This window comes from Halomonas salsilacus (assembly GCF_051216275.1).
Classification (GTDB): Bacteria; Pseudomonadota; Gammaproteobacteria; order Pseudomonadales; family Halomonadaceae; genus Halomonas.
The window spans coordinates 1-20,060 of record NZ_JBPKAQ010000002.1 but is presented as its reverse complement, the minus strand read 5'-3'; the positions used below and the strand labels follow the sequence as shown (position 1 = coordinate 20,060).

General features: G+C 63.9%; 22 protein-coding genes and 3 pseudogenes. 12 read left to right on the top strand and 13 right to left on the bottom strand.

The genetic code is table 11. The features are described from left to right. Positions 1–5 precede the first annotated feature (5 nt). Complete coding sequence (locus tag ACR80S_RS03455) at positions 6–1,010, top strand: glutathione S-transferase family protein (RefSeq protein WP_435401740.1); 1,005 nt, start codon at positions 6–8, stop codon at positions 1,008–1,010. 23 nt (positions 1,011–1,033) lie between these two features. Here the strand turns inward: ACR80S_RS03455 and ACR80S_RS03450 are convergent, their stop codons facing one another. Next, positions 1,034–1,483: a YaiI/YqxD family protein gene (locus ACR80S_RS03450; protein ID WP_435401741.1), complete on the bottom strand. Its 450-nt coding sequence runs from the start codon at positions 1,481–1,483 to the stop codon at positions 1,034–1,036. 455 nt (positions 1,484–1,938) lie between these two features. On the opposite strand from ACR80S_RS03450, the gene ACR80S_RS03445 reads away from it, so the two are divergent. After that, the gene (locus ACR80S_RS03445; RefSeq protein WP_435401742.1) at positions 1,939–3,648 is read left to right on the top strand and encodes a DEAD/DEAH box helicase; all 1,710 of its coding nucleotides are present in this window, start codon (positions 1,939–1,941) and stop codon (positions 3,646–3,648) included. A gap of 114 nt (positions 3,649–3,762) precedes the next feature. Here ACR80S_RS03445 and ACR80S_RS03440 read toward each other — a convergent pair whose 3' ends face one another. Both ACR80S_RS03440 and argE read right to left on the bottom strand, forming a co-directional pair. Beyond that, the gene (locus tag ACR80S_RS03440; protein WP_435402572.1) at positions 3,763–4,167 is read right to left on the bottom strand and encodes a type 1 glutamine amidotransferase family protein; all 405 of its coding nucleotides are present in this window, start codon (positions 4,165–4,167) and stop codon (positions 3,763–3,765) included. Positions 4,168–4,187: 20 nt separating this feature from the next. Further along, a complete protein-coding gene (argE, locus tag ACR80S_RS03435; RefSeq protein ID WP_435402571.1) occupies positions 4,188–5,342 on the bottom strand; it encodes an acetylornithine deacetylase in 1,155 nt (384 codons plus the stop codon). 238 nt (positions 5,343–5,580) lie between these two features. On the opposite strand from argE, the gene ACR80S_RS03430 reads away from it, so the two are divergent. The 3 genes from ACR80S_RS03430 to ACR80S_RS03420 all read left to right on the top strand — a co-directional run bounded on the left by ACR80S_RS03430 (position 5,581) and on the right by ACR80S_RS03420 (position 8,355). After that, positions 5,581–6,714, top strand: coding sequence for an alkene reductase (locus tag ACR80S_RS03430; protein ID WP_435402570.1), 1,134 nt, complete (start codon positions 5,581–5,583; stop codon positions 6,712–6,714). A gap of 163 nt (positions 6,715–6,877) precedes the next feature. Beyond that, the gene (locus tag ACR80S_RS03425; RefSeq protein WP_435401746.1) at positions 6,878–8,038 is read left to right on the top strand and encodes a Fic family protein; all 1,161 of its coding nucleotides are present in this window, start codon (positions 6,878–6,880) and stop codon (positions 8,036–8,038) included. A gap of 71 nt (positions 8,039–8,109) precedes the next feature. Beyond that, on the top strand, positions 8,110–8,355 hold the full coding sequence (locus ACR80S_RS03420; protein WP_435401747.1) for a DUF4113 domain-containing protein: 246 nt from the start codon (positions 8,110–8,112) through the stop codon (positions 8,353–8,355). A gap of 79 nt (positions 8,356–8,434) precedes the next feature. Here ACR80S_RS03420 and ACR80S_RS03415 read toward each other — a convergent pair whose 3' ends face one another. Next, on the bottom strand, positions 8,435–9,088 hold the full coding sequence (locus tag ACR80S_RS03415) for a hypothetical protein (protein WP_435401748.1): 654 nt from the start codon (positions 9,086–9,088) through the stop codon (positions 8,435–8,437). Further along, the gene (locus ACR80S_RS03410) at positions 9,085–9,285 is read right to left on the bottom strand and encodes a hypothetical protein (protein ID WP_435402569.1); all 201 of its coding nucleotides are present in this window, start codon (positions 9,283–9,285) and stop codon (positions 9,085–9,087) included. Before ACR80S_RS03410 ends, ACR80S_RS03415 begins: the two co-directional genes overlap by 4 nt. Before the next feature lie 442 nt (positions 9,286–9,727). Here ACR80S_RS03410 and ACR80S_RS03405 point away from each other — a divergent pair, with 442 nt between their 5' ends. The 3 genes from ACR80S_RS03405 to ACR80S_RS03395 all read left to right on the top strand — a co-directional run bounded on the left by ACR80S_RS03405 (position 9,728) and on the right by ACR80S_RS03395 (position 11,474). Continuing rightward, a complete protein-coding gene (locus ACR80S_RS03405) occupies positions 9,728–9,880 on the top strand; it encodes a DUF4113 domain-containing protein (RefSeq protein WP_435402568.1) in 153 nt (50 codons plus the stop codon). A gap of 46 nt (positions 9,881–9,926) precedes the next feature. Then, a complete protein-coding gene (locus tag ACR80S_RS03400; RefSeq protein WP_435401751.1) occupies positions 9,927–10,616 on the top strand; it encodes a DUF6064 family protein in 690 nt (229 codons plus the stop codon). 84 nt (positions 10,617–10,700) lie between these two features. Continuing rightward, positions 10,701–11,474: a DUF6544 family protein gene (locus ACR80S_RS03395; protein WP_435402752.1), complete on the top strand. Its 774-nt coding sequence runs from the start codon at positions 10,701–10,703 to the stop codon at positions 11,472–11,474. A 108-nt stretch (positions 11,475–11,582) separates the two neighbouring features. Here the strand turns inward: ACR80S_RS03395 and ACR80S_RS03390 are convergent, their stop codons facing one another. The 4 genes from ACR80S_RS03390 to ACR80S_RS03375 all read right to left on the bottom strand — a co-directional run bounded on the left by ACR80S_RS03390 (position 11,583) and on the right by ACR80S_RS03375 (position 14,539). Continuing rightward, positions 11,583–13,364 (bottom strand): serine hydrolase domain-containing protein, encoded by a 1,782-nt coding sequence (locus tag ACR80S_RS03390; protein ID WP_435401752.1) that lies wholly within the window; start codon positions 13,362–13,364, stop codon positions 11,583–11,585. A 299-nt stretch (positions 13,365–13,663) separates the two neighbouring features. Continuing rightward, on the bottom strand, positions 13,664–14,026 hold the full coding sequence (locus ACR80S_RS03385) for a hypothetical protein (RefSeq protein ID WP_435401753.1): 363 nt from the start codon (positions 14,024–14,026) through the stop codon (positions 13,664–13,666). Further along, positions 14,017–14,136: a CPBP family glutamic-type intramembrane protease gene (locus tag ACR80S_RS03380; protein ID WP_435402751.1), complete on the bottom strand. Its 120-nt coding sequence runs from the start codon at positions 14,134–14,136 to the stop codon at positions 14,017–14,019. The genes ACR80S_RS03385 and ACR80S_RS03380 overlap by 10 nt, the downstream gene beginning before the upstream one ends. Positions 14,137–14,221: 85 nt before the next feature. After that, positions 14,222–14,539 (bottom strand): hypothetical protein, encoded by a 318-nt coding sequence (locus ACR80S_RS03375; protein ID WP_435401755.1) that lies wholly within the window; start codon positions 14,537–14,539, stop codon positions 14,222–14,224. Between the two features lie 177 nt (positions 14,540–14,716). Between ACR80S_RS03375 and ACR80S_RS03370 the strand changes: the two genes are divergently transcribed. Continuing rightward, on the top strand, positions 14,717–15,148 hold the full coding sequence (locus ACR80S_RS03370) for a hypothetical protein (RefSeq protein ID WP_435401769.1): 432 nt from the start codon (positions 14,717–14,719) through the stop codon (positions 15,146–15,148). A gap of 26 nt (positions 15,149–15,174) precedes the next feature. Here the strand turns inward: ACR80S_RS03370 and ACR80S_RS03365 are convergent. Continuing rightward, positions 15,175–15,261, bottom strand: a pseudogene (locus ACR80S_RS03365) (hypothetical protein); the annotation flags it as partial. Positions 15,262–15,344: 83 nt separating this feature from the next. Here ACR80S_RS03365 and ACR80S_RS03360 point away from each other — a divergent pair. After that, positions 15,345–15,749, top strand: a pseudogene (locus ACR80S_RS03360) (transposase); the annotation flags it as partial. A gap of 106 nt (positions 15,750–15,855) precedes the next feature. On the opposite strand, the gene ACR80S_RS03355 reads toward ACR80S_RS03360, so the two are convergent. Continuing rightward, the gene (locus tag ACR80S_RS03355; protein ID WP_435401756.1) at positions 15,856–16,434 is read right to left on the bottom strand and encodes a GNAT family N-acetyltransferase; all 579 of its coding nucleotides are present in this window, start codon (positions 16,432–16,434) and stop codon (positions 15,856–15,858) included. Between the two features lie 599 nt (positions 16,435–17,033). Here ACR80S_RS03355 and ACR80S_RS03350 point away from each other — a divergent pair. Beyond that, positions 17,034–18,029, top strand: a complete 996-nt coding sequence (locus ACR80S_RS03350) for a nuclease-related domain-containing protein (RefSeq protein ID WP_435401757.1) — start codon at positions 17,034–17,036, stop codon at positions 18,027–18,029. A gap of 166 nt (positions 18,030–18,195) precedes the next feature. On the opposite strand, the gene ACR80S_RS03345 is transcribed toward ACR80S_RS03350, so the two are convergent. Then, positions 18,196–18,822, bottom strand: coding sequence for a hypothetical protein (locus ACR80S_RS03345; protein ID WP_435401758.1), 627 nt, complete (start codon positions 18,820–18,822; stop codon positions 18,196–18,198). A gap of 457 nt (positions 18,823–19,279) precedes the next feature. Further along, a complete protein-coding gene (locus tag ACR80S_RS03340) occupies positions 19,280–19,636 on the bottom strand; it encodes a transposase (RefSeq protein WP_435401768.1) in 357 nt (118 codons plus the stop codon). Positions 19,637–19,702: 66 nt separating this feature from the next. On the opposite strand from ACR80S_RS03340, the pseudogene ACR80S_RS03335 reads away from it, so the two are divergent. Further along, positions 19,703–20,060: pseudogene (locus tag ACR80S_RS03335) on the top strand (transposase); the annotation flags it as partial.

Below are 20,060 nucleotides of genomic sequence, written 5' to 3'. Positions count from 1 at the left end.
ATTCCATGGGCCTGTTGATCGACGGCAAGTGGCACGACCAGTGGTATGACACCGACAAGCACGGCGGCGAGTTCGTGCGCGAATCCGCCCAGTTGCGCGACTGGATCACTCGCGATGGCGGCGAAGGTCCGGATGGCCAGCCGGGCCTGCCCGCCGAGGCAGGGCGCTATCACCTCTATGTCTCGCTGGCCTGCCCCTGGGCCCACCGCGGCATGATCTTGCGCAAGCTCAAAGGGCTGGAGGAGCTCGTTGGCCTGTCCCATGTCAGCCCGCTGATGCTCGACGAAGGCTGGACCTACAACGTGGCCGAGGGCGCCAGCGGCGACCCGATCAACGGCGTCGACTTCCATCACCAGCTCTATACCTTGACCGATTCCCACTACACCGGGCGCGTGACGGTGCCGGCCCTGTGGGACAAGTCCCAGGGGCGCATCGTCAACAATGAGTCGGCCGAGCTGCTGCGGATGTTCAACGGCGCCTTCGATGGGCTGACCGGCAATCGCATGGACTTCTACCCCGAGGACCTGCGCGAAACCATCGATGCGGTCAACGACGACGTCTACGAGCACATCAACAACGGCGTCTACAAGTCGGGATTCGCCACTGAGCAGAAAGTCTACGAGAAGCACGTGGTGGCGCTGTTCGAGGCACTTGACCGCATGGAGGCACGCCTGGCGGAGCATCGCTACCTGTCCGGTGAGTGGTTCACCGAGGCCGATGTCCGCCTGTTCACCACCCTGATCCGCTTCGACGCCGTCTACCACGGCCACTTCAAGTGCAACCTCCGGCGCATCGAGGACTACCCGAACCTCTCCAACTACGTGCGTGAGCTCTACCAGTGGCCTGGCATCGCGGAGACGGTGGACTTCGACCACATCAAGCGCCACTACTACTACAGCCACGACAACATCAACCCCACCCGCATCGTGCCCCACGGCCCGCTGCTGGATCTGGAGCGCCCCCACGACCGCGAGCGCCTGCCGGGCCAGGGCATCCGCGAGAGGGGGTAACCCCGGGCGCCGAGCGCCATGGCTCAGCCGTTTTTCGCCAGCCACCGGTCCAGTGCATTGGCGAATTCGCGGCGATCCGCATCGGTGTAGCCCTTGGGGCCGCCGGTGTGTTCGCCACTGGCGCGCATCGTCTCCATGAAGTCTCTCATCTGCACCCGGGCGCGGATATTGTTCTCGTTGAGCGCCTCGCCGCGGGTGGTCATCACCTTCGCCCCGCGTTCGATGGCCGCCATGGCCAGCGGCAGGTCCGAGGTGATCAGCAGGTCGCCGGCCGCGATGCGCTCGACGATCTCGTCATCGGCGGCGTCGAAGCCCTGGCTCACCGCGATTGCGTTCACCCACGGTGAGCGGGGCAGCGGTACCGCGTGGTTGGCCACGAACCAGGCGGAGGTCGAGGTGCGTTCGGCGGCGCGCACGATGATATCGCGTGCCACCTTGGGGCAGGCATCGGCGTCGACCCACAGCGTCGGCATGGAGCGTATCCTTGACGGTAACGGAGTGGAAAGAAGAGCGGCCCCGGCGAAAGGGCTGGCCAGGGGAGGGCGACGATGGTAGCATGCGCCTTCCTCGCATGTGCTGACCCCACCATCATGTACGACGCCATCGCTGCCGGTCATCGACCGAACACAGGATAGGCGCCGCAACGCCAGGCCCAGCGTCATCGCTGACTGCCACAAGCGTTCGAATTGTGTAGATGGAGCGCCAACCGAGATCCCGCCACGCTGGCGAGATCGGCGCAAATGGTCGCCACAGGGTTCCTGGTCGCCATCCTCGATGGCAAGGAGCCGATGCTAGGTGCGACCGGCGTCCCCGACTCCGATGTCCCGTGCTGCGACCCCTCGAGGGCTCAGCGCGCCTGACCGTATTGTTCGCGTCAGGGACGCCAATGAATTTATGCCGGTGATCCCGGCCTACCAAGGTGTGATTGATGACCTCGACTTCTGTCGCCTCGCCGAGCTTCGGCGACCTCGCTCTGTTGCCTGCCGTTCTCTCTGCCGTCAAGACTCTGGGCTACGAGATTCCCTCGCCGATCCAGATCCAGACCATTCCGGCCCTGCTGGAAGGTCGCGACATGCTGGGTCAGGCCCAGACCGGCACCGGCAAGACAGCTGCCTTCGCTCTGCCGATCTTGTCGCGCATCGAGCTGACTCGCCGCGAGCCCCAGGTGCTGGTGCTGGCTCCGACCCGTGAGCTGGCTCAGCAGGTGGCCGTCTCCTTCAGCAAGTATGGCCAGAACCTCCAGGGCCTGGAAGTCGCTACCCTGTGTGGCGGCCAGGAGTATCGCGAGCAGCTGGGCGCGCTGAAGCGCGGCGCCCAGGTGGTGGTGGGTACTCCGGGCCGGGTCATCGATCACCTGGATCGCGGCAGCCTCAAGCTCGACGGCCTCACCTCCCTGGTGCTCGACGAAGCCGATGAGATGCTGCGCATGGGCTTCATCGACGATGTCAAGCGCGTGGTCGCCGATACCCCCAAGACCGCCCAGCGGGTGTTCTTCTCCGCGACCCTGCCGACCGAGATCGAGCGCATCGTCAACCGCTACCTGGTTGACCCGGTGAAGGTGGCCATCGAGACGGGCACCACCACCGGCGAGAACATCGAGCAGCGCCTGGTGCGCGTCGATGGCGGTGCCAAGCTGGAGGCGCTGTCGCGCATCCTCGAGGTGGAGCCGGTAGACGGCGCCATCGTCTTCGTTCGCACCCGGGCCGCCTGCACCACCCTGATGGAGCAGCTCTCCGCCCGCGGCGTCAACGTGGCCAGCCTCTCCGGTGACCTGGACCAGAGCCTGCGCGAGCGCACCATTCAGCGCCTCAAGCGCGGCAAGGTCGACGTGCTGATCGCCACCGACGTGGCCGCCCGCGGCCTCGACGTGCCGCGCATCACCCACGTCTTCAACTACGACCTGCCCCAGGATGCCGAGGCCTACACCCACCGCATCGGCCGCACCGGCCGGGCCGGGCGTACCGGCATCTCGATCACCTTCGTCGGCTTCCGTGAAGGCCGCAAGGTGGGCTGGATCGAGCAGGCCACCGGCCAGAAGCTCAGCGAGATGGAGGTGCCTGACGAGGCCGCCATCCGCGCTCACCGCGACGAGGTCTTCCATCAGAAGGTGATCGCCGCGCTGACCGCCGGTGCCGAGGAGCAGCGTGCCCTGGTCGGCCGTCTGGTCGAAGAGGGTTACGACCCCATCGAGCTGGCCTGTTCCTTCGCCCGTCTGGCCCGTGCCGACGAGTCCCCCATCGGCCGCATGCAGGCGCCACGCAAGGAGACCCGCAACGACCGCGACTCCCGCGATGGCAAGCCGGCGCGTCGCGAGAGTCGCGGCCCCAGCGAAGGCATGACCCGCTACCGCGTGGCCGTGGGTCACAAGGACGGCGTCAAGCCCGGCCAGCTGGTTGGGGCGCTGGCCAACGAGGGCGGCATCGAAGGGGCCCGTATCGGCCGCATCGATATCCGCACCTCCTTCTCCGTGGTGGAACTGCCCAGCTCCCTGCCGGCCAGCATCCTGGCCAAGATGGCCCGCGCTCGCGTCGCCGGCCGTGCCCTGGAGATCAGCGAAGACGGCGGTGCTCCCGAGCGTGCCCCGCGCCGTCGTCGCGAGGAGGGTGACGCGCCGATTCGTCGTCCGTCACTCGCCTGATGGTTAGCGCCTGACAGTTCGGCGGCCCTCGCCGCCGGCCTGAACGCCCAGCGCCCCGCACCGGAAACGGTGCGGGGCGCTGCTGTTTATGAAGAGAGTGTCGAGACTCGCCGCTCAGGCGGTCTTGTCGCTTCTGGCCACCGCCTCGGCGAAGCGCGCCAGCAGAGAACTCGCCTCCGGCGTGGCGGTGACGCCCGCGATCAGCGCCTCCGGGTCCTGGGCCTGGTCGCGCAGCGCCGCCACCTGGCGGGTCAGGTAGGCGCGCATCACCTCGACCGTGAACTCAGGATGGAACTGCACGCTCCACGGCTCGGCGTCCCTCACCATGGCGTGGGAGCCGGTGATGTAAAGGCCGTCGATCTCCTCGAGGGCGGGCAGCGGCTCATGGCGGGCATCGAACACCGTTGCCGAGAAGCCGGCGCGGGCCAGGGCCTGCTGGAACAGCGTCTCGAAGTCGCCGTGGGCCTCCACCACCTCGGGGAAGGCATCACCGGTCTTGACGATCAGCAGTCGGGGCATGGATCTCTCCTTGACGGGGTCTAGTCGTGGCACAGTCGTTCGCCCAGCGCCACCATGAAACGCACCGCGGCCTTGAGCTGCTCACCCTCGATGTATTCGTCGGGCTGGTGGGCCTGGCCGATGCTGCCCGGCCCGCAGATCACCGTCGGCAGCCCCTTGCGCTGGAACTGGCCCGCCTCGGTGGCGTAGGCCACCGCGCCGGCGGGGCGCTCGCCAAGCAGGGCATTGCACAGGGTGAGCACCTCGGCGTTGTTGTCGTCGGCCAGGGCCGGCACTGTCTCGTTGAGCGCCTCGGTGACGATGGACGCCTCCGGCGCGCGCTTGCGCATCTCGGCCTCGAGCTTGGCCGCCCGGTCGTTGACCCGGCCCAGCAGGTCCGAGAAGCGATCCGACGGCAGGTGACGGATCTCCCACTCGAAGGTGCACTCCCGAGCCATGATGTTGATCGCCGTGCCGCCGCTGATCTTGCCCACGTGCAGGCTCGAGTGCACCACGTTGAAGGCTTCGTCCACGCGCCCCTCCGCCTTGAGCTCGGCCATCACCTCCTCGATATAGGAAACCAGCCGGGCTGCCACGTGGATCGCCGAGACCCCCTGGTTGACCTGGCTGGAGTGACTGGCGCGACCGGTGACGGTGGTGCGCAGGTTGGTGGCGCCCTTGTGGGCCACCACCGGATGCATCAGGGTCGGTTCGCCGACGATCACCGCGGCGGGCAGCGGATGCTCAGCCATGAGCCGTTCGATCATGCGCGGCGCGCCGATGCAGCCGATCTCCTCGTCGTAGGAGAGCGCGAGCCAGATGGGCTTCTTCAGCTCGAGATCCACCCAGCGCGGCACCTCGGCCAGGGCGCAGGCGATGAAGCCCTTCATGTCGCAGGTACCCCGGCCGTAGAGACGCCCGTCGCCCTTGTCGACCAGGGAAAAGGGGTCGGTGGACCAGGGCTGGCCATCCACCGGCACCACGTCGGTGTGGCCCGAGAGCACCACGCCGCCGGCCTCATCCGGCCCGATGCGCGCCAGCAGGTTGGCCTTGCGCCCGTCGTCGCTCTCCACCCGCCAGTGCGCGACCCCGTGCTTATCGAGCAGGCCCTCCACGAAGGCGATCAGGTCCAGATTGGACTCCCGGGAGACGGTGGGGAAGCCCACCAGGCGGTCGAGCATCTCGGCGGCGGTCATGGCGCATTCCTTGGTGACGGTGGGGGTACCAGAGAAGAAAAGCCTATCACGCCCGCAGGGCCTGCCGAAGGCGGAGGATGATAAGGCAGGGCGCCCCGCGGGCCCGCTTCAGACAGGGATAGCCCCAGGCTATCCAGACGATTCACCACTTTTCCTGACACGTATCGTTAACAGGCTTACAATGTAGATCGTTGATTTTCAAACGCGTACATCCATTTCTTCAGCAGGAGGCGTCTCGATGCCTGACTCATCTCTCTTCACCCCGGGGCTCTTGACCCCGTTACAGCTTGGCAGCCTGAATCTGCCCAACCGCGTGATCATGGCGCCGCTGACCCGCTCGCGCACACCGGACAGCGTACCCGGCAAGCTTCAGCAGGCGTACTACGGCCAGCGTGCCAGTGCCGGGTTGATCATCAGCGAGGCCACCAATATCTCGCCCACGGCCCTCGGCTACGCCTATACCCCGGGCATCTGGACCGACGCCCAGGAAGCGGGCTGGAAGGAGGTCGTCGAGGCCGTTCACGCCAAGGGCGGGCGCATCGCGCTGCAGCTGTGGCACGTGGGGCGCGTCTCCCATGAGATGGTGCAGCCCAACGGCGAACAGCCCGTGGCGCCCAGCGCCCTCAAGGGCGAGGGCGCCGAGTGTTTCGTCGAGTTCGAGGACGGCACCGCGGGGCCGCACCCCACCAGCACGCCGCGGGCGCTTCAGACCGACGAGATCCCCGGCATCGTCGAGGACTACCGCCAGGCCGCCGAGCGCGCCAGGCGGGCGGGCTTCGACATGGTGGAGGTGCACGCGGCCAACGCCTACCTGCTCAACCAGTTCCTGGCCACCGGCACCAACCAGCGCACCGACCAGTACGGCGGCTCGCTGGAGAACCGCGCGCGCTTCCCGCTGGAGGTGGTCGATGCCGTGGTCGAGGTGTTCGGCGCCGAGCGGGTCGGCATCCGCCTGACGCCCTTTCTGGAACTCTTTGGCCTGACCGATGACGAGCCCGAGGCAATGGCCTTCTACCTGGCTGGCGAGCTCGACCGGCGCGGCCTGGCCTACCTCCACTTCAACGAGCCCGGCTTCGCGGGTGCCGACATCACCTACCCGGAAGGTTTCCGGGAGGAGATGCGCCGTTGCTTCAGCGGCGGCCTGATCTACTGCGGCGGCTATGATGCGGAGCGCGCCCGGCAGCGCCTGGCGGAGGGCACCGCCGATGCCGTGGCCTTCGGCCGCCCGTTCATCGCCAACCCCGACCTGCCCGAGCGCTTTCGCATTGGCGCGGCACTCACCGAGCCGGACCACAGCACCTTCTACGGCGGCGCCGAGAAGGGCTATACCGACTATCCCTTCCTCGATAACGGCTACGACCGGCGCGGCTGAATGTCCGCCCCGTCCCGAGAGAAGCCCGGCCATGTGCCGGGCTTCTTGCTGATGGGGTGAAGTTAAAATAACGCCGAGCCTTATTTTAATTTCGGGCATGACTTAAAATAAGGCGTGACGCTATTTTACTCGGACCCGCTTTCGAGCGGTGAGGTAGAGCCCCATGGATCGTGGACTCACAGGCCACTATGTCGACAGCATCGCCGGCGGCGTGCGCTGTCAGGCATTCATCCCCGACCCGCTGCCGCCCCGGCCGCCCCTGGCGCTGGATGGCAAGCTGCAGGGCCGCATCAACCAGGCGATGCTGGCGCTGGGACGCCTGGATGCCATCAGTACCCTGCTGCCAGACGCTTCGCTCTTCCTCTACAGCTATGTGCGCAAGGAAGCGGTCATGTCGTCGCAGATCGAGGGCACCCAATCCTCGCTCAGTGACCTGATGCTCTACGAGATGGAGGGCATGCCCGGGGTGCCCATGGATGACGTGCAGGAGGTCTCCTGTTACGTCAACGCGCTGACGCTGGGCATGCAACGCATCCGCGAAGGTTTTCCCATCAGCCACCGGCTGGTAATGGAGGTGCATACCGCGCTGATGACCTCGGGGCGTGGTATCAACTACGGACCGGGCGAGTTTCGCAGCAGCCAGGTGTGGCTGGGGGGGCACCGCCCCGATGAGGCGGTCTTCGTGCCCCCTCCGCCTCAATCCATCGCCGACGGCTGGTCGGCCCTGGAACGCTTCATCAATGACCTCCCCGAGGCCACCGATCCGTTGATCAAGGCCGCGCTGACCCATGTGCAGTTCGAGACCATTCACCCGTTCCTGGATGGTAACGGGCGCCTGGGACGCCTGCTCATTCCCCTGATCCTGGTCGAGGCGGGCATCCTTCACGAGCCCCTGCTGTACCTGTCGGTGTTCTTCAAGAAGCACCGCCAGACCTACTACGAGCGGCTTCAGCAGGTGAGAGTGACCGGTGACTGGGAAGCCTGGCTGCTGTTCTTCGTGGATGCCGTGACCGCTACCGCCAACCAGGCGGTAGCGACGGCACGGCGGCTCAACCAGCTGCGCGAGCAGGACAAGGCACGTCTCGGCGAGCTGGGTCGCCAGGCTGGCTCGGCGGGGCTGCTGCTCGATGCCCTCTTCCAGCAGCCCATCGCCAATGTCGCCCACCTCAGCGAGCGCACGGGACTGACACCGGCCACCGTCGGCCGTGTGCTGTCCCCCCTCGAGGAGACGCTCGGCATCGTCCACGAGCTTACCGGGCAGAAGCGCAACCGGATCTACGCCTACCGGGCCTACATCGACATTCTCAATCAGGACACCTCATGACCCAGAACAGCGCCCGCTGGCCGGATCTCACCGGCCGCTCGGGCCTGGAGCTGCGCAACTACTACTAGCAGATGCTGCTGCACCTCAGCGCCGATGCCTGCCGCCAGCTGTCGCTGGACGAGACGCCGCAGAGCGAGGCCCACCGCCAGCGCAGCCAGCGGCTGATGGCCACCGTGGACAAGCTGACCCGCGGGCAGGGGAAGATCACCATGAGTCTCGGACTGCCGCGCAAGGGTAACGCCTGGGCGCTACGCTGCGAGCGACGGTCGCCCAGGTATACGACACCATGGGAAGAACTGATGACTGCTCGAGCCTGAGGCAGGTCGTCGATGTTGGAAAGGGCTTCGCTCGGCCCGGTGGGGGGCCTTGCCAGTCAGCAGGCAAGGCCACGCAAACTCAGTCTTCCCTATCGAAGAGATCGCCGAGATTCCGGTCATCATCAGCCAGCCTCAAGGTGGCACAGGGCGGGTCGAAGTCCTCCTGCTCGCCGATCACCTCGCCCGTCGTCGAGATAACGATGCTGCACTTTTCAGCAAAGCAGTAGTGATAGCGCTTGATCACGCCCCAGGTGACCAGCTTGCCGCCGCTCTCCTGCATGTGGTCGCGGGTTTTCTGGCAGGCGATCGCCAGTCGCTCCTCCCAGGGCAGCCGCCAGAAACCGATGGGAAACTTGAGGCGCCGGAAGTGTTCGGTGAAGGCCATGGCGAAGATCGGCGTGCCGGGGCCGCGCACATAGTCGGTATCGGCGAACAGCCAGTGGCGAAAGGCGGCGCCGTCCTCGGCGAGTCGCTCGGCCACACCCTCGATGGCGGTCAGGGATTCCGCCTGGTCGAGTCCCGCGCATCTGCACAGCGCCTCGAGGAAGCCGCGCTCGCCGTAGCGGGCATCTCGATACGCCTTCTCCAGACCGAGATAGGGACTCGCCCGGATGGCGCGCAAATGCGCCAAGGCCGCCTCGTCCGCCGTCGTGTAGCCGATGCCGCGGAGAACATCGAGATCTGCCAGGTGCTGGGTTCTGAACAGTAGTTCCTGTGGCAGGTTCATGGTCATGACCTACTCGCCAGCGTGAGGTGGTCCCGGGCGACATGTCGCTTGCCTCGTGATGCGTGCTGCGCTCCGAGGATGGCGGCATTTCGCAGCTCCGGGCGTACGATGTCGTCCCGGGCGAGCAGGGCGGCCAGGCTACTGGGAAGTGACGCGGCGTCGGCAGCCGCGTTGTGGCTGCGGATGTAGGTTTGGTGGGTCATGATCGGTCTCCATTACCCCTGTGGTGCCTTGGTAAGCGTGATTCGGCAAGCGCTGACCCAGGGGAGTGGAGTCGCACGCCGCTTTAGCTGCATTTCTATCCCGCCCGCAAGTTGGTGCTTAAATCGGCGGTGGCCCGAAGGCCGGACAACAAAAAAACCCGCTTGCATAGCTAAGCGGGCCTTTAGGCGTCGCTTTAGCTGCATTTGTAGAGCGCCCGCAAGCTGATGGTTCAAATCGGCGCTTCATGAAAGGTAACCAGCCTGCCCATGGCGTGTCAATGCCGATCGCTGCTGACGTTTCAATGGACCGAAGCTTCTTGCTGCGCGCAATCTGTTGACGCTGTGCCCCATCGTTTCGGGCGTGTAGACCGGTGCCTATCGCCAGCTCTCCCAGGACGAGACCCCGCAGAGCGAGGCCGACCGCCAGCGCGGCCTGCAGCTGATGGCCACCGTGGATAAGCTGAACCGGGAGCTGGTTCGCGATGCCGTCAGACTGGGTTTACCGAGACATGGCAATGCCTGGGCGTTAAGGTGTGAGCGGAGGACACCGAGATATACGACGCGGTGGGAAGAGCTGGTCAAGGTGAGGTCGTGAGAACAAATGAATCGCATTCATAAGGCCGGATGATGGTTATGTTGGCTTGAATGCCATCCTGGGAACGGTGCTGGCCATTCACTGTGGCGTTGTGAGTCAAGGTGGAATTATGCAGCTGCCGTTTACCGTTGAAGCGTTCTATGCCGTGTTTCGAGATTACAATGAGTCGGTCTGGCCGGCGCAACTATTGCTGATTGGCTTGGCGATTATCGCGATCGCACTCGTGATCAAACCGCACCGCTGGAGCGGGGCTGGTGTGTCAGGGGTGCTGGCATTGCTATGGGCATGGGTCGCGGTGGCCTATCATTACGCGTACTTTTCGCCGATCAACCCGCTGGCCTATCTATTCGCGGTCATCTCGCTTGCCGGTGCCGCAATTTTTGCGTGGGAGGGAGTCATTCACCAAAGGCTCCGGTTCGCATGGCGCGGGGGCATTCGGTCATGGATTGGCGCTCTGCTGGTTGTCTTCTCGCTGGTGATCTATCCGGCATGGTCTTGGGCGGCGGGCCATGCTTACCCGTACCTGCCGACCTTCGGCCTGCCTTGTCCGACAACCTTGTTCACGATAGGGATGCTGGCATTGCTTGTGCCCCCCTACCCACGAAGCCCGCACCTTGTACCCATACTCTGGAGCTTCATTGGGGCTCAGGCCGCCTTCTTTCTGGGTGTGCCTCAGGACCTCTCGTTGATCGTGGCGGGGCTGGTGGGAATCGTCTTATTGTGGCGAGGAAGCTGACCAGTGGTGCAGTGGCTGTTGATCGGTAGCGGCGTCATCTTTGTGGTGGCTGCCAGGGCGGTCTGCGCCGGTCGGGCACGCGACATGGCACAGGCAAGGCGCATGGAAGCTGCACTCATTCGGAGCGCATCCCGACTGGACACTGGGGCGTTCGATGGTGCCTCCTTCTCCAAGCTTCCTGACCCCGTTGCTCGCTACTTCAGGCACGTGTTGATGAATCAGCGAAAGCAGATCAGGACGGCGAGAATTCGACAGGCGGGAGTGCTGCGCACCAGTACGACAGCAGCGCGATGGTTGCCATTCACGGCACGTCACCTCGTTGTGCCGCCTGCTGTCGGCTTTCTCTGGAATGCCCGGGTCGATATGCCCTTGGCGACACACATGCGTGTGATGGATGGCTACATCGACGGCGTGGGGGCGGGGCGTGTCAGCCTGCTGTCTGCCTTGCCCGTTGCCTCGGATGCCGGTAACCCGGCACTGAATTCGGGCGCCTTGCACCGTTATCTGGCCGAGGCCGTCTGGTGCCCCACCGCGCTGCTGCCTCGGGCCGGCGTCATGTGGCGCCCCATCGATGATCACACGGCGATGGCCACCTTGACCGACAGGGGAGCGACGGTGTCGTTGGAATTTCGCTTCAACGACGCCGGCGAGGTGATCGGTATCTACAGCCCCGGGCGCTTCGGACGATTCGATGGTGACTACCGTAGAGTCCCCTGGGAAGGTCGCTTTCGGGACTATCAGGTCCGAGGGGGCATGCGCGTCCCCCGTTATGGTGAAGTGGGCTGGCACGACGGTGGAACCCTGCAGTTGGTCTGGAAGGGGCGTATCGAGGATGTGCAGTACGAGTTCGACCACTGAAGCGGTGAGCAGCCCGGGTAGGGACCGGCATGGGGTGGCAGTGCCGCCACGTTGCGTGACCGCTGGATGGCCTCGGTGTTGAAGGAATGAAGAAGGAAAAAGAGGCCGTTAAATCACGTCAGCGCCAATGATCCGCCACTGCCACAGCTGCAGGCTAACCAGCAGCAGGGCCAGCGCAAACAGGCTGAAATGCAGCCGCCGCCACAGGCTCCAGCCGGAGCCGATCCAGGCGGGCCACAGCGCCAGCAGAATGAGCAGGGCAATACCCCCTACCAGCCAGCCGGCATAGTGGAGCAGGAACATCCCGGTGGCCGGATAGTGGTCGACCAGACGGCTCAGGTCGAAGTCCGCCAACCCCATGGCCAGCACGACCACGGCGGCGATGAACAGGCCCTGCGCGACACAAGCGGTGATGCCGATGGTGCCGGCAACCCGCCCCGGCAGCGTGCCGACACCGCCGCGACCGATTCGCCGCCAGGCCCCGAGTAGCGTGGTCAACGTGAGCAGGCTGGCAAGGCCCACCAGCGTCATCAAGGTGTTGGGATGCTCCCAGATGCCGAGCCGCTCCAGCGTATGCACCCCCATGGCGTCGGCCAGCGCGACCACATCGCCATCGGCGTCACGCACCATGGCGACGCGCCCGCCACTGGCGTTCTCGAAGACATCCGCGGCTCCGTCGAGGCGGCGATAGTAGTCGCTGCCCTCCATGGGGTGGCTGAGTTCGAAGCTTTCGTGCGATACGGGCGTCAGCCGGGTGACGTTAAATGCAGCCAGCATGGCGGCAAAGGTGGAGAACACGCGGCGGTTGTTCCGGTAGCTGCCGGCCAGCTCGGCCAGCGCATCCGGGTCGATGTCGTCGATGAACAGCGGCACAGGGTCGATGCCCGTCAACCTGTCGATCAGCAGTGTCGGCAGCTGGGTGATTGGCACCATGGTGTGGGCGCTGTTCTGCGACACGAACACGCCCAGGTCCAGCTCCGGAACCAGCACCAGGTTGGTCAGAAAGGCCGCGGTGCCGCCACCATGGCCCAGGGTGCGCAGGCCGCGATAGGGCATGTCCTGCCAGCCGTGTGCCACATCGGCGGCGTCGGGGCGGTCGTCGTAGGCGCGCTGCCACATCCGCGCATGGGTATCCGGGGCCAGCAGCCGGATGCCGTCGAGCTCGCCGCCATTGAGATGAAAGCGCATCCAGCGCGCCATGTCCGTGGCGGTGGAGGCCATGCCTCCCACCGGCCAGTAGGCGCCGAGCTGCAGGTAGTCCTGCAGGCCGAGCCCGCCGTGGCGGGGGCGATAGCCGGTGGCGAGCCGCTCCCGGCTTGCCGCCTCCATGCTTCTCGGTGCCTGCCAGGTGGTGTGCTGCATGCCCAGGGGGGTAAGCAGTGCCTGCTGGAGGAACTCCCTATAAGCCTGGCCGGCGGCATCCTCGACGATTTGGGCGGCAAGCCCGGCTCCCCAGTTCGAGTAGGCGGTCCGAACGCCGGGCGGATAGATCCGCCTGGGCTGATGGGCGATCAGCAGCTCCGCCAGAGGTCGCGGATCGTCATCGGCCACGGTGAACAGCTGCAGCGAGTCCTCGAAGCCGGCACGGTGCGCCATCAATTGGCGCAGGGTGACCGGCTCTCCGAAGGCTTCATTGACCTCAACCTCGTGCAGGTAGGCGTTGACATCGGTATCCAGATCCAGCTCCCCGCGTTCGACGAGCAGCATCACGGCGGTCCAGATGAAGGTCTTGGACACGGAGCCGATCCGGAACAGGGACGTGGCGGGCTCGACCGGCCGGGCAGTCGCCAGATCCGCCTGGCCATAGCCCCTCAGGACCTGCAGGGCGTCATCGCGCACTACCGCCACCGTGATCCCCGCCAGGTCATGTTCCTGCCGCAGGCTGCCCAAGGCACCGTCCAGCAGGGTCGTCAGGGATGAAGGGGTCGCTGTTGAATCCTCGCGTGAGGCGTCAGCCGTCGCCACCGGTATGGGGCCAGACGGCAGGTTCTCGCTTTCCGCCCAGGCTAGGAGGGTGAATCCCAACAGCAACAAGAGAAGCAGTAGGCGTCGGCAATCCATCGCGTCACTCCCAGGGCGGGTCATTCATGTTGAGCTTACAACAAGGCTGAAACCGCGGCGCCGCTAGATTCGCGCTATCGGGTTGGTCGAATCAGTCTCGAGCGTAAGTTCATGTCTGGCGTTGCCCCTCATGACAAGGCGCCGCGTCCGGGGTCCGCCAGGCCCTCTCCGCCTTCCGGCACCCCCGGGGTGATGGCCGTGGCTGTCCGGGTCGGGTTCAACCAGCGCTTGCCGACCAGGGCGACCATCAGCATCGCCGCGAGGCCCAGCATCAAGGTCTGGCCGGTGAACAGGTCCAAGTCCCCCTTCCACGGGTAGGCGAGATTCAGCATCAGGTGGATGAACATCGCGAGGGTGAAATTTCCAGACGTCGCGTTATAGGCAATCGATAAGATTACGGTGACGGCCAAGATCTGGAGGGTGAAGCGGAGAAGCGCCAGGATAAAGGGGAGCTCGCTACCGAAATGAGCGAACTGGCCGATCAGGAACACGGGGCATGCCATAGACTATGCAACCCCGTTACGACCAGAATCACGGTCCAGGGGTGTAGCCTGCGCTGCAAGAGGGGAACGGCGAAGCCTCGCCATCCCAGCTCTTCCATCGGGCCGGCGCTGGCCCGGGCCAGAGTGGAGCCAAGGAAATATGCCACGGACAGGTTCCAGCCGGTCATGGCACCGGGGGGGCCGTCAGCCAATGCCCCACGGCGGCCAGAAAATAGAGCAGCGGTACCCCGAGCAGCGCGAACAGCCACCAGCGCAATGGGAACCGCCAGTCGAGAAGTCGTCTGAGAAAAGCAGCCAGGCCGCTGCGTCCTTGGGCGTACCCCAGCACCAGGAGCGCGGCCAGGGCTGCCCCCAGACACCCGCGTAGTAGAGCGGGGAGTACATGTAGAGGCTGAAGGGAAAGCCCGGCACCAGGCGAGAGAGGAGCAGGCCAAGGCCGGGAAGCCCCCAGGAGTTGGCGAAGGTGAGCGCAACAAAGGCATGGAAGTGCCGAATGGCCATGGTGGCAGTGCTCGCGTAGACCACACGTCCCGATGGGAACGTCGTCCCTTTCACTCTAGCGAATCCTGCCTCCAGGTGGTTATGTGTCCGTCTCCGAGACGGCACCTACACTCGGAAGAGTGACAACGCAGGGCGATGGCCGATGAACCGGCCGAAGGCGTCGACAGGAGGAAGCCGATGGGAGGGCTGGGCGTCGGACGCGCGGCGGCGATCCTGATCAGTCTGCTGCTGGTCGCCTCGCTGGTGGTCGTCACGGCCCTCTATCAACGTGATATCCGCCATGCTCGGGAACGCATCACCGTCGGCAGTCAGGTGGTCGAGACCCCCTGCGGGCTGATCGAGTATGCCGTCGCCGGCGAGGGCATTCCGGTGCTGGTGGTGCATGGCGCCGGCGGAGGCTTCGATCAGGGCCTGGATGCCCTCGAGCCGCTGGCAGGGGAGGGCCTGCAGCTCATCGCCATGTCGCGATTTGGCTACCTGCGTACTCCGCTACCGACGGATGCCTCTGCCGCCGCCCAGGCGGATGCGCCGACGATCGCGGCGCGTGGAATCTCCAGCGCATCAGGCAGGCAACGCCCTTCGGCCTGGGCCTCCTTGCGCCACTTGTAGACGGTGCCCAGCGTGATCCCTTCCTGCTCCGCAATCACCTGCGGGGACAGGTTGTGGAGAAGCAGCAGCTTGGCCACCACGGCTTGTCGGCGCTCCTCGGAGTAACGAGGCATAAGTGTCTCCTTTCGCCCCCTGATCGGTTTATAAGAACAGGGTATCAGAGAGAGGGTACGACACTCATCCTGACACTGGGGGCAGCCGCCGCGTGCTGTCCTGGCGGGTCTCTAACACGCTGGACACGGACTTCTGTATCGATGCCTTGGAAGAGGCGCTGGCACGCCATGGACCACCCGAGATCTTCAATTCGGATCAGGGGTGTCAGTTCACCAGCCAGGCTTTCACCGGCGTCCTGGAGGCTCACGGGGTTCAGATCAGCATGGACGGCAAGGGCTGCTACCGGGACAACATCTTCGTGGAGCGGCTCTGGCGCAGCGTGAAGCACGAATGCGTGTACCTGAAAGCCTTCAAGGATGGCGCCCACCTGGAGCGAGAGCTGAGGGACTACTTTATCTGGTACAACCAGGAGCGACCCCATCAAGGGTTGGACGATGCGACACCCGATGAGATGTACTTCCAACAACCACTGACCCAGGCGGCCTGACGCCTATGATCTACTGATTAGAGCTTAGATGACCTGTCAGGTGGTCCGAAGGAAGGGGTCCACTTCACTTCGTGGTCTCGAATTTCGGATATGCGCACAAAGTGGACTACCCGCCCGCACGCAGCATCGGGAAACGTTTCGGCGTTCCTGGCAACTGAACTTCCGCCAAAAGCTCGAAACCATGGCGGTGGTAGAACAACAGATTGGCGGGATTGCTGGACTCGAGGTAGACCAAGGCGTGTTCGCCATCACAGTTCTGCAAGCCATACTCCAGCAACTTTGCTCCGAGCCCCTGTCTCTGCTGTCCCGGATCAACTGCAAGTAACTCAAGTTCCCAATAGGGCTTTTCGGGCCTGAACTCCGCACATGCATCAAGAAGGGAAAAAAAGGATGCTATCCGATCCTGTCGTTCTAAATTCTCAAAGACCCGCGCCAGTTCGGCCTCATCGAGCCCGACGCCGGGGGGATACCAGATTGAGGCACCGGAAAAATCGGTGATGACGTGAACTCCGCCAACGTTGAACGCGGGCCTGGCGCACACCTCGACGAACTTACAGTGAGATGTCATAAAATCCCGTTCGGTCAACACCCAATTGACGGTAGGATCCGTTTCGAAACCCTTGTCCATGATCTCAGCGATTTCGTTCATTTCAGAAGGCGAAGCGACGCGGATAGGGTGACCCATCTTCTCTCTCCCGAAGGGGCGAAGTGGAACCAGTTGAGCCAAATATGAACCAGAATGCAAGGTGCGCAGCATCCGACGGTGGTGGGCGACCCAGGTCGCTGTGATCTTACCCAGCAGTCGTGGACACCATCCCCCCCGCGCTGCGCGCCGGGGCCAACCCCAGGCCCGCACGGCTGACGCCATGCTACCTCGTGTCGGCGCCAGACTTCGCCGCTCGCGCCGCTCCGGGTCACACCGCGCCCAACCCCCGGCCCCGTGCGCCCCAGGCGGCACGTCGCTTCGCATGACGTTCTTGCCGACGTTGGCCCGTGCACAACGCTTGCGGCCTCGGGCGTGGCGGCTCGCCCAACCCACGGCCAGCCGGCCACGCCTCGGCCACGGCGCTGCGTTGGTGTTCGGGTCGCGCTTCGCGCCACCCTCGCCGCGGAGCCGTCCTATCTGCCGTCGCTTCTCATCCCGCCCCCGGCTTCGCCGGCGGTGGCGACGCCGTGATGACCAGTGGGTAGAGCAACCTTAAACATGGCGTGCTAATGTTGCCGAAAATTCAGACATGGCAAGGGCCGAAGGGCGCGCACTGCCGAGCACAACGCGAGGGAAGCATGATTCTCAAGGAGAAGGACGCCTTCACCGGGAATGACAGGCGAGGCTACTATGGGCATAAGCAGGAGCAAGATGTTGCGTTTTATCTGCGGCGAGAGTACGCGAATGATGAACAGTTTTTAATCATCAATGACCTGCTGGTCTGCCATGGCGAAGAGAATGCGCAGATCGACCATCTGGTGATTCACCCCTACGGCTTCATCGTGATCGAATCGAAAAGCATTCATGGTGAAGTTCGCGTCAATGCGCAGGGCGAGTGGTCCCGCAGCTACCGCGGTGAGTGGTCCGGGATGCCATCTCCGATTCGCCAGGCAGAACTGCAGCAGTCGCTGCTCAAGAACCTGCTTCGCGACAACGCCGAGCGCTTCATCGGCAAGATGCTGGGAATTCAAGGCGGGGTCCGCGGGCGGACTTGGGACGTGCTTTGCGCCGTGTCCAGCAGCGCTATTCTGAATCGGGAGGATATGCCGAAGCCAATCGGCAAGGTGGTGGTGAAATCAGAGTTCATCGCCGAGCACGTGCGAAAGATCGTCGGCTCCACCGGCGCGCTCTCCATTCTCAGCACGAAGCCCAAATTCTCGATGGGTGAAATGAACGCCATGGGGCGCTTCCTTCTGGACCATGATGCGGAGAATCGGCAGGTATCAAGGGCCGATATTGCACCGGTTGCAACGGCGACACCGGCAGCTGACCCTACCTGGGCAAGGGAGGTGGAGCAGCCGAAACAGCAGCCTACCACCAGCGAGCAGCCGGCAGACGACGTGAACGAGACGAGGCTGTGCTGCAAAAACTGCAACGGATCAACGGCCCTTGAGGGTAGGTATGGAAAATTTGGCTACTATGTGCAATGCCGTGCCTGCGGGACAAACACCTCGATGAAGACAGCGTGCCAGGCATGTGGGAGTAGAAACGTCAGGATCAGTAAGCGCGGTGGCACCTACACGGCGTCCTGCAGTGACTGCAGCACTGAATTGGTCGTTTTCCAGGCAACATGATGCAGCTAGCCGCTGTGCTTCGCCGCCCCCCATCCCCGGCGGTGCTGGTGTACCCTGACGCCATCGCCTCCACCCCGACGAGCCGCGCATGATCCAGGCCACCTAGCGCCACGATCCCAGCTTCACCCGCCGCTATGTGAGTTCGGACACGAGAGTGGACATTGCCTCAGGCGATGACGATACCACCTATCCCGCCACCTACCGTGACGCACCTCGCGACACAGCCCATATATTGAAGGCTACATGGGGAACAGCACAGACAGATCCACCCCGAGGTATCGCACCCGTTCTCGCTGACGCACTTGTCGTATTCTTGGGCACACTGCGTGACACAGGTTGGCCCCGTGCCTCCGCCGCCATCGCCCGCCTTGCGTGCCATGGCGGACACAGCGATATCCGTGCTCAGCTTGGCCCAGGCCAAATCCTGCGCAAACCGAGCAATTGCCGCATCATCCGAGTCGGACCATTTCAAGCCGGTCTCGATGAGGGACGAAACCCCCTCGATGTACTGCCGGGACACGGCGTCGAGCTTCTCGACTTCGCTTTCATCCGGCAGGCTGGCGAAAGCCCGCTTGGCGGCAACCCTGACATGCCTTACGAATTCGCGCTTGCCTAGCTTCTGGATCTCCGCCTGGAGCTGATCGGCCACGGCGGAAACGCCGTATTGTGACGGGGCATTCACTTTGGCGCATCCATTGATGCAAGCGACCAATGCGGCCTCGCTATTCGGGAACAGACTCTTACAGTTTGCAACACAGTTATTGTAATCCATGTTGCTGTTTGCCATGGCCATGACGTTATCCTCTGTGTCCATCTAACTGAATGTCGACCACGTCTCTTTTGATGCAGTTACTACCGTTCTCCAAACCTCCCTTCCCGACGCAGGTCACCGTCTTGATGCGTGACAGTGGCCGTTATTCATTATTGCGTTTTCCATTCTTAGAGATTTCATATCGAAGCCGAAAAGCGACCCCTGCTCTTCTCGAAAAGAGAGCATAATTCTCTGGAATGACAATCTCCTTCAGCAAGCCGGCTAATTGACGACCTACTGTTAAAAGTTTAGTCAGTCAGCAGGGGCGTGCAAAGAAATAACGCCAACGTCGGCGCTTTTTTGGTTATTCGACGTTTCATGTGGATTTGGCCTGATCCTGAACCCGACCCACGGGGCTGCCAATCAGGTAGATCATCGCGATGAAATTGGCCTCGTTTCGGTAGCCGCGTGCGCGTGATTGGGGCGCGTTAAACAGACCTTACATGCCCTCCAGGCGTGCGTTGGTCAGGCCGGAGATCCAGCGTCTTACCACCTGCTCGGCGTGCCGCTCCAGCGTCGTCAGGGCCTTCCCCATCGGCTTCAGGAGAGGCTTCTCCGAGACCGTCGCCTGCATGACCTTGAGGTAGTTCGTGATGCGCCACCGGGCGGCACGCGGCGTCGGAGCCTTCTGGATCCAGCGCAGCTTTTCCTTGATCACCCAGGCGTCGCCGGTGGCCCCTTGGACTGCCACCAGTTCATGAAGCGCGGTGATCTGGCTGGCCGTCAGGTTGCCGTTATCCAGGTTCTTCAAGACCGCCCACCGGAGGACTTTTAGCCCGGATATTGCACCGGGCATGAAAAAATCGGCTGAAAATCGGTTATGATTCAAGCTACTACACCAGAACCAACCGCCTCAGCCGCCATGACAAAATGTACCATTCCTTCCGCTTCCTTTCCACGCTGCAAAGGCCGTCAGATCACCGCCCGCTTCGATGGCGGCGATGTCACTTCCGACGGCGGCATCCTGCTGCTGCGTCAGCTCGATCGCGAGATGGGCCTGACCCGCGCTATCGCTCGCCGGCTGAGCGATGAACGCGACCCTCAGCGCTGCTAGCACCGCACGGAAACCCTGGTCCGACAGCGCGTGTTCGGCCTGGCGCTGGGCTACGAGGGCCTCAACGACCATCATGCGCTGCGTCACGACATCGCCCTGCAGACCGCCGTCGATACCGACGGCGTGCTGGCCAGCCAGTCCACCCTGTGTCGCTTCGAGCAGCAAG

Excerpts from the sequence above, each read along its gene's own strand:
- ACR80S_RS03420 (WP_435401747.1), top strand. The coding sequence starts at position 8,110 with ATGCTGCTGCACCTCAGCGCCGATGCCTGCCGCCAGCTGTCGCTGGAC.
- ACR80S_RS03425 (WP_435401746.1), top strand. The coding sequence starts at position 6,878 with ATGGATCGTGGACTCACAGGCCACTATGTCGACAGCATCGCCGGCGGC.
- ACR80S_RS03440 (WP_435402572.1), bottom strand. The coding sequence starts at position 4,167 with ATGCCCCGACTGCTGATCGTCAAGACCGGTGATGCCTTCCCCGAGGTG.
- ACR80S_RS03415 (WP_435401748.1), bottom strand. The coding sequence starts at position 9,088 with ATGACCATGAACCTGCCACAGGAACTACTGTTCAGAACCCAGCACCTG.
- ACR80S_RS03430 (WP_435402570.1), top strand. The coding sequence starts at position 5,581 with ATGCCTGACTCATCTCTCTTCACCCCGGGGCTCTTGACCCCGTTACAG.
- ACR80S_RS03340 (WP_435401768.1), bottom strand. The coding sequence starts at position 19,636 with ATGCCCGGTGCAATATCCGGGCTAAAAGTCCTCCGGTGGGCGGTCTTG.
- ACR80S_RS03410 (WP_435402569.1), bottom strand. The coding sequence starts at position 9,285 with ATGACCCACCAAACCTACATCCGCAGCCACAACGCGGCTGCCGACGCC.
- ACR80S_RS03380 (WP_435402751.1), bottom strand. The coding sequence starts at position 14,136 with ATGGAAGAGCTGGGATGGCGAGGCTTCGCCGTTCCCCTCTTGCAGCGC.
- ACR80S_RS03350 (WP_435401757.1), top strand. The coding sequence starts at position 17,034 with ATGATTCTCAAGGAGAAGGACGCCTTCACCGGGAATGACAGGCGAGGC.
- ACR80S_RS03370 (WP_435401769.1), top strand. The coding sequence starts at position 14,717 with ATGGGAGGGCTGGGCGTCGGACGCGCGGCGGCGATCCTGATCAGTCTG.
- ACR80S_RS03405 (WP_435402568.1), top strand. The coding sequence starts at position 9,728 with ATGGCCACCGTGGATAAGCTGAACCGGGAGCTGGTTCGCGATGCCGTC.
- ACR80S_RS03450 (WP_435401741.1), bottom strand. The coding sequence starts at position 1,483 with ATGCCGACGCTGTGGGTCGACGCCGATGCCTGCCCCAAGGTGGCACGC.
- ACR80S_RS03445 (WP_435401742.1), top strand. The coding sequence starts at position 1,939 with ATGACCTCGACTTCTGTCGCCTCGCCGAGCTTCGGCGACCTCGCTCTG.
- argE (WP_435402571.1), bottom strand. The coding sequence starts at position 5,342 with ATGACCGCCGCCGAGATGCTCGACCGCCTGGTGGGCTTCCCCACCGTC.
- ACR80S_RS03395 (WP_435402752.1), top strand. The coding sequence starts at position 10,701 with ATGGCACAGGCAAGGCGCATGGAAGCTGCACTCATTCGGAGCGCATCC.
- ACR80S_RS03345 (WP_435401758.1), bottom strand. The coding sequence starts at position 18,822 with ATGGCCATGGCAAACAGCAACATGGATTACAATAACTGTGTTGCAAAC.
- ACR80S_RS03355 (WP_435401756.1), bottom strand. The coding sequence starts at position 16,434 with ATGGGTCACCCTATCCGCGTCGCTTCGCCTTCTGAAATGAACGAAATC.
- ACR80S_RS03375 (WP_435401755.1), bottom strand. The coding sequence starts at position 14,539 with ATGGCCATTCGGCACTTCCATGCCTTTGTTGCGCTCACCTTCGCCAAC.
- ACR80S_RS03455 (WP_435401740.1), top strand. The coding sequence starts at position 6 with ATGGGCCTGTTGATCGACGGCAAGTGGCACGACCAGTGGTATGACACC.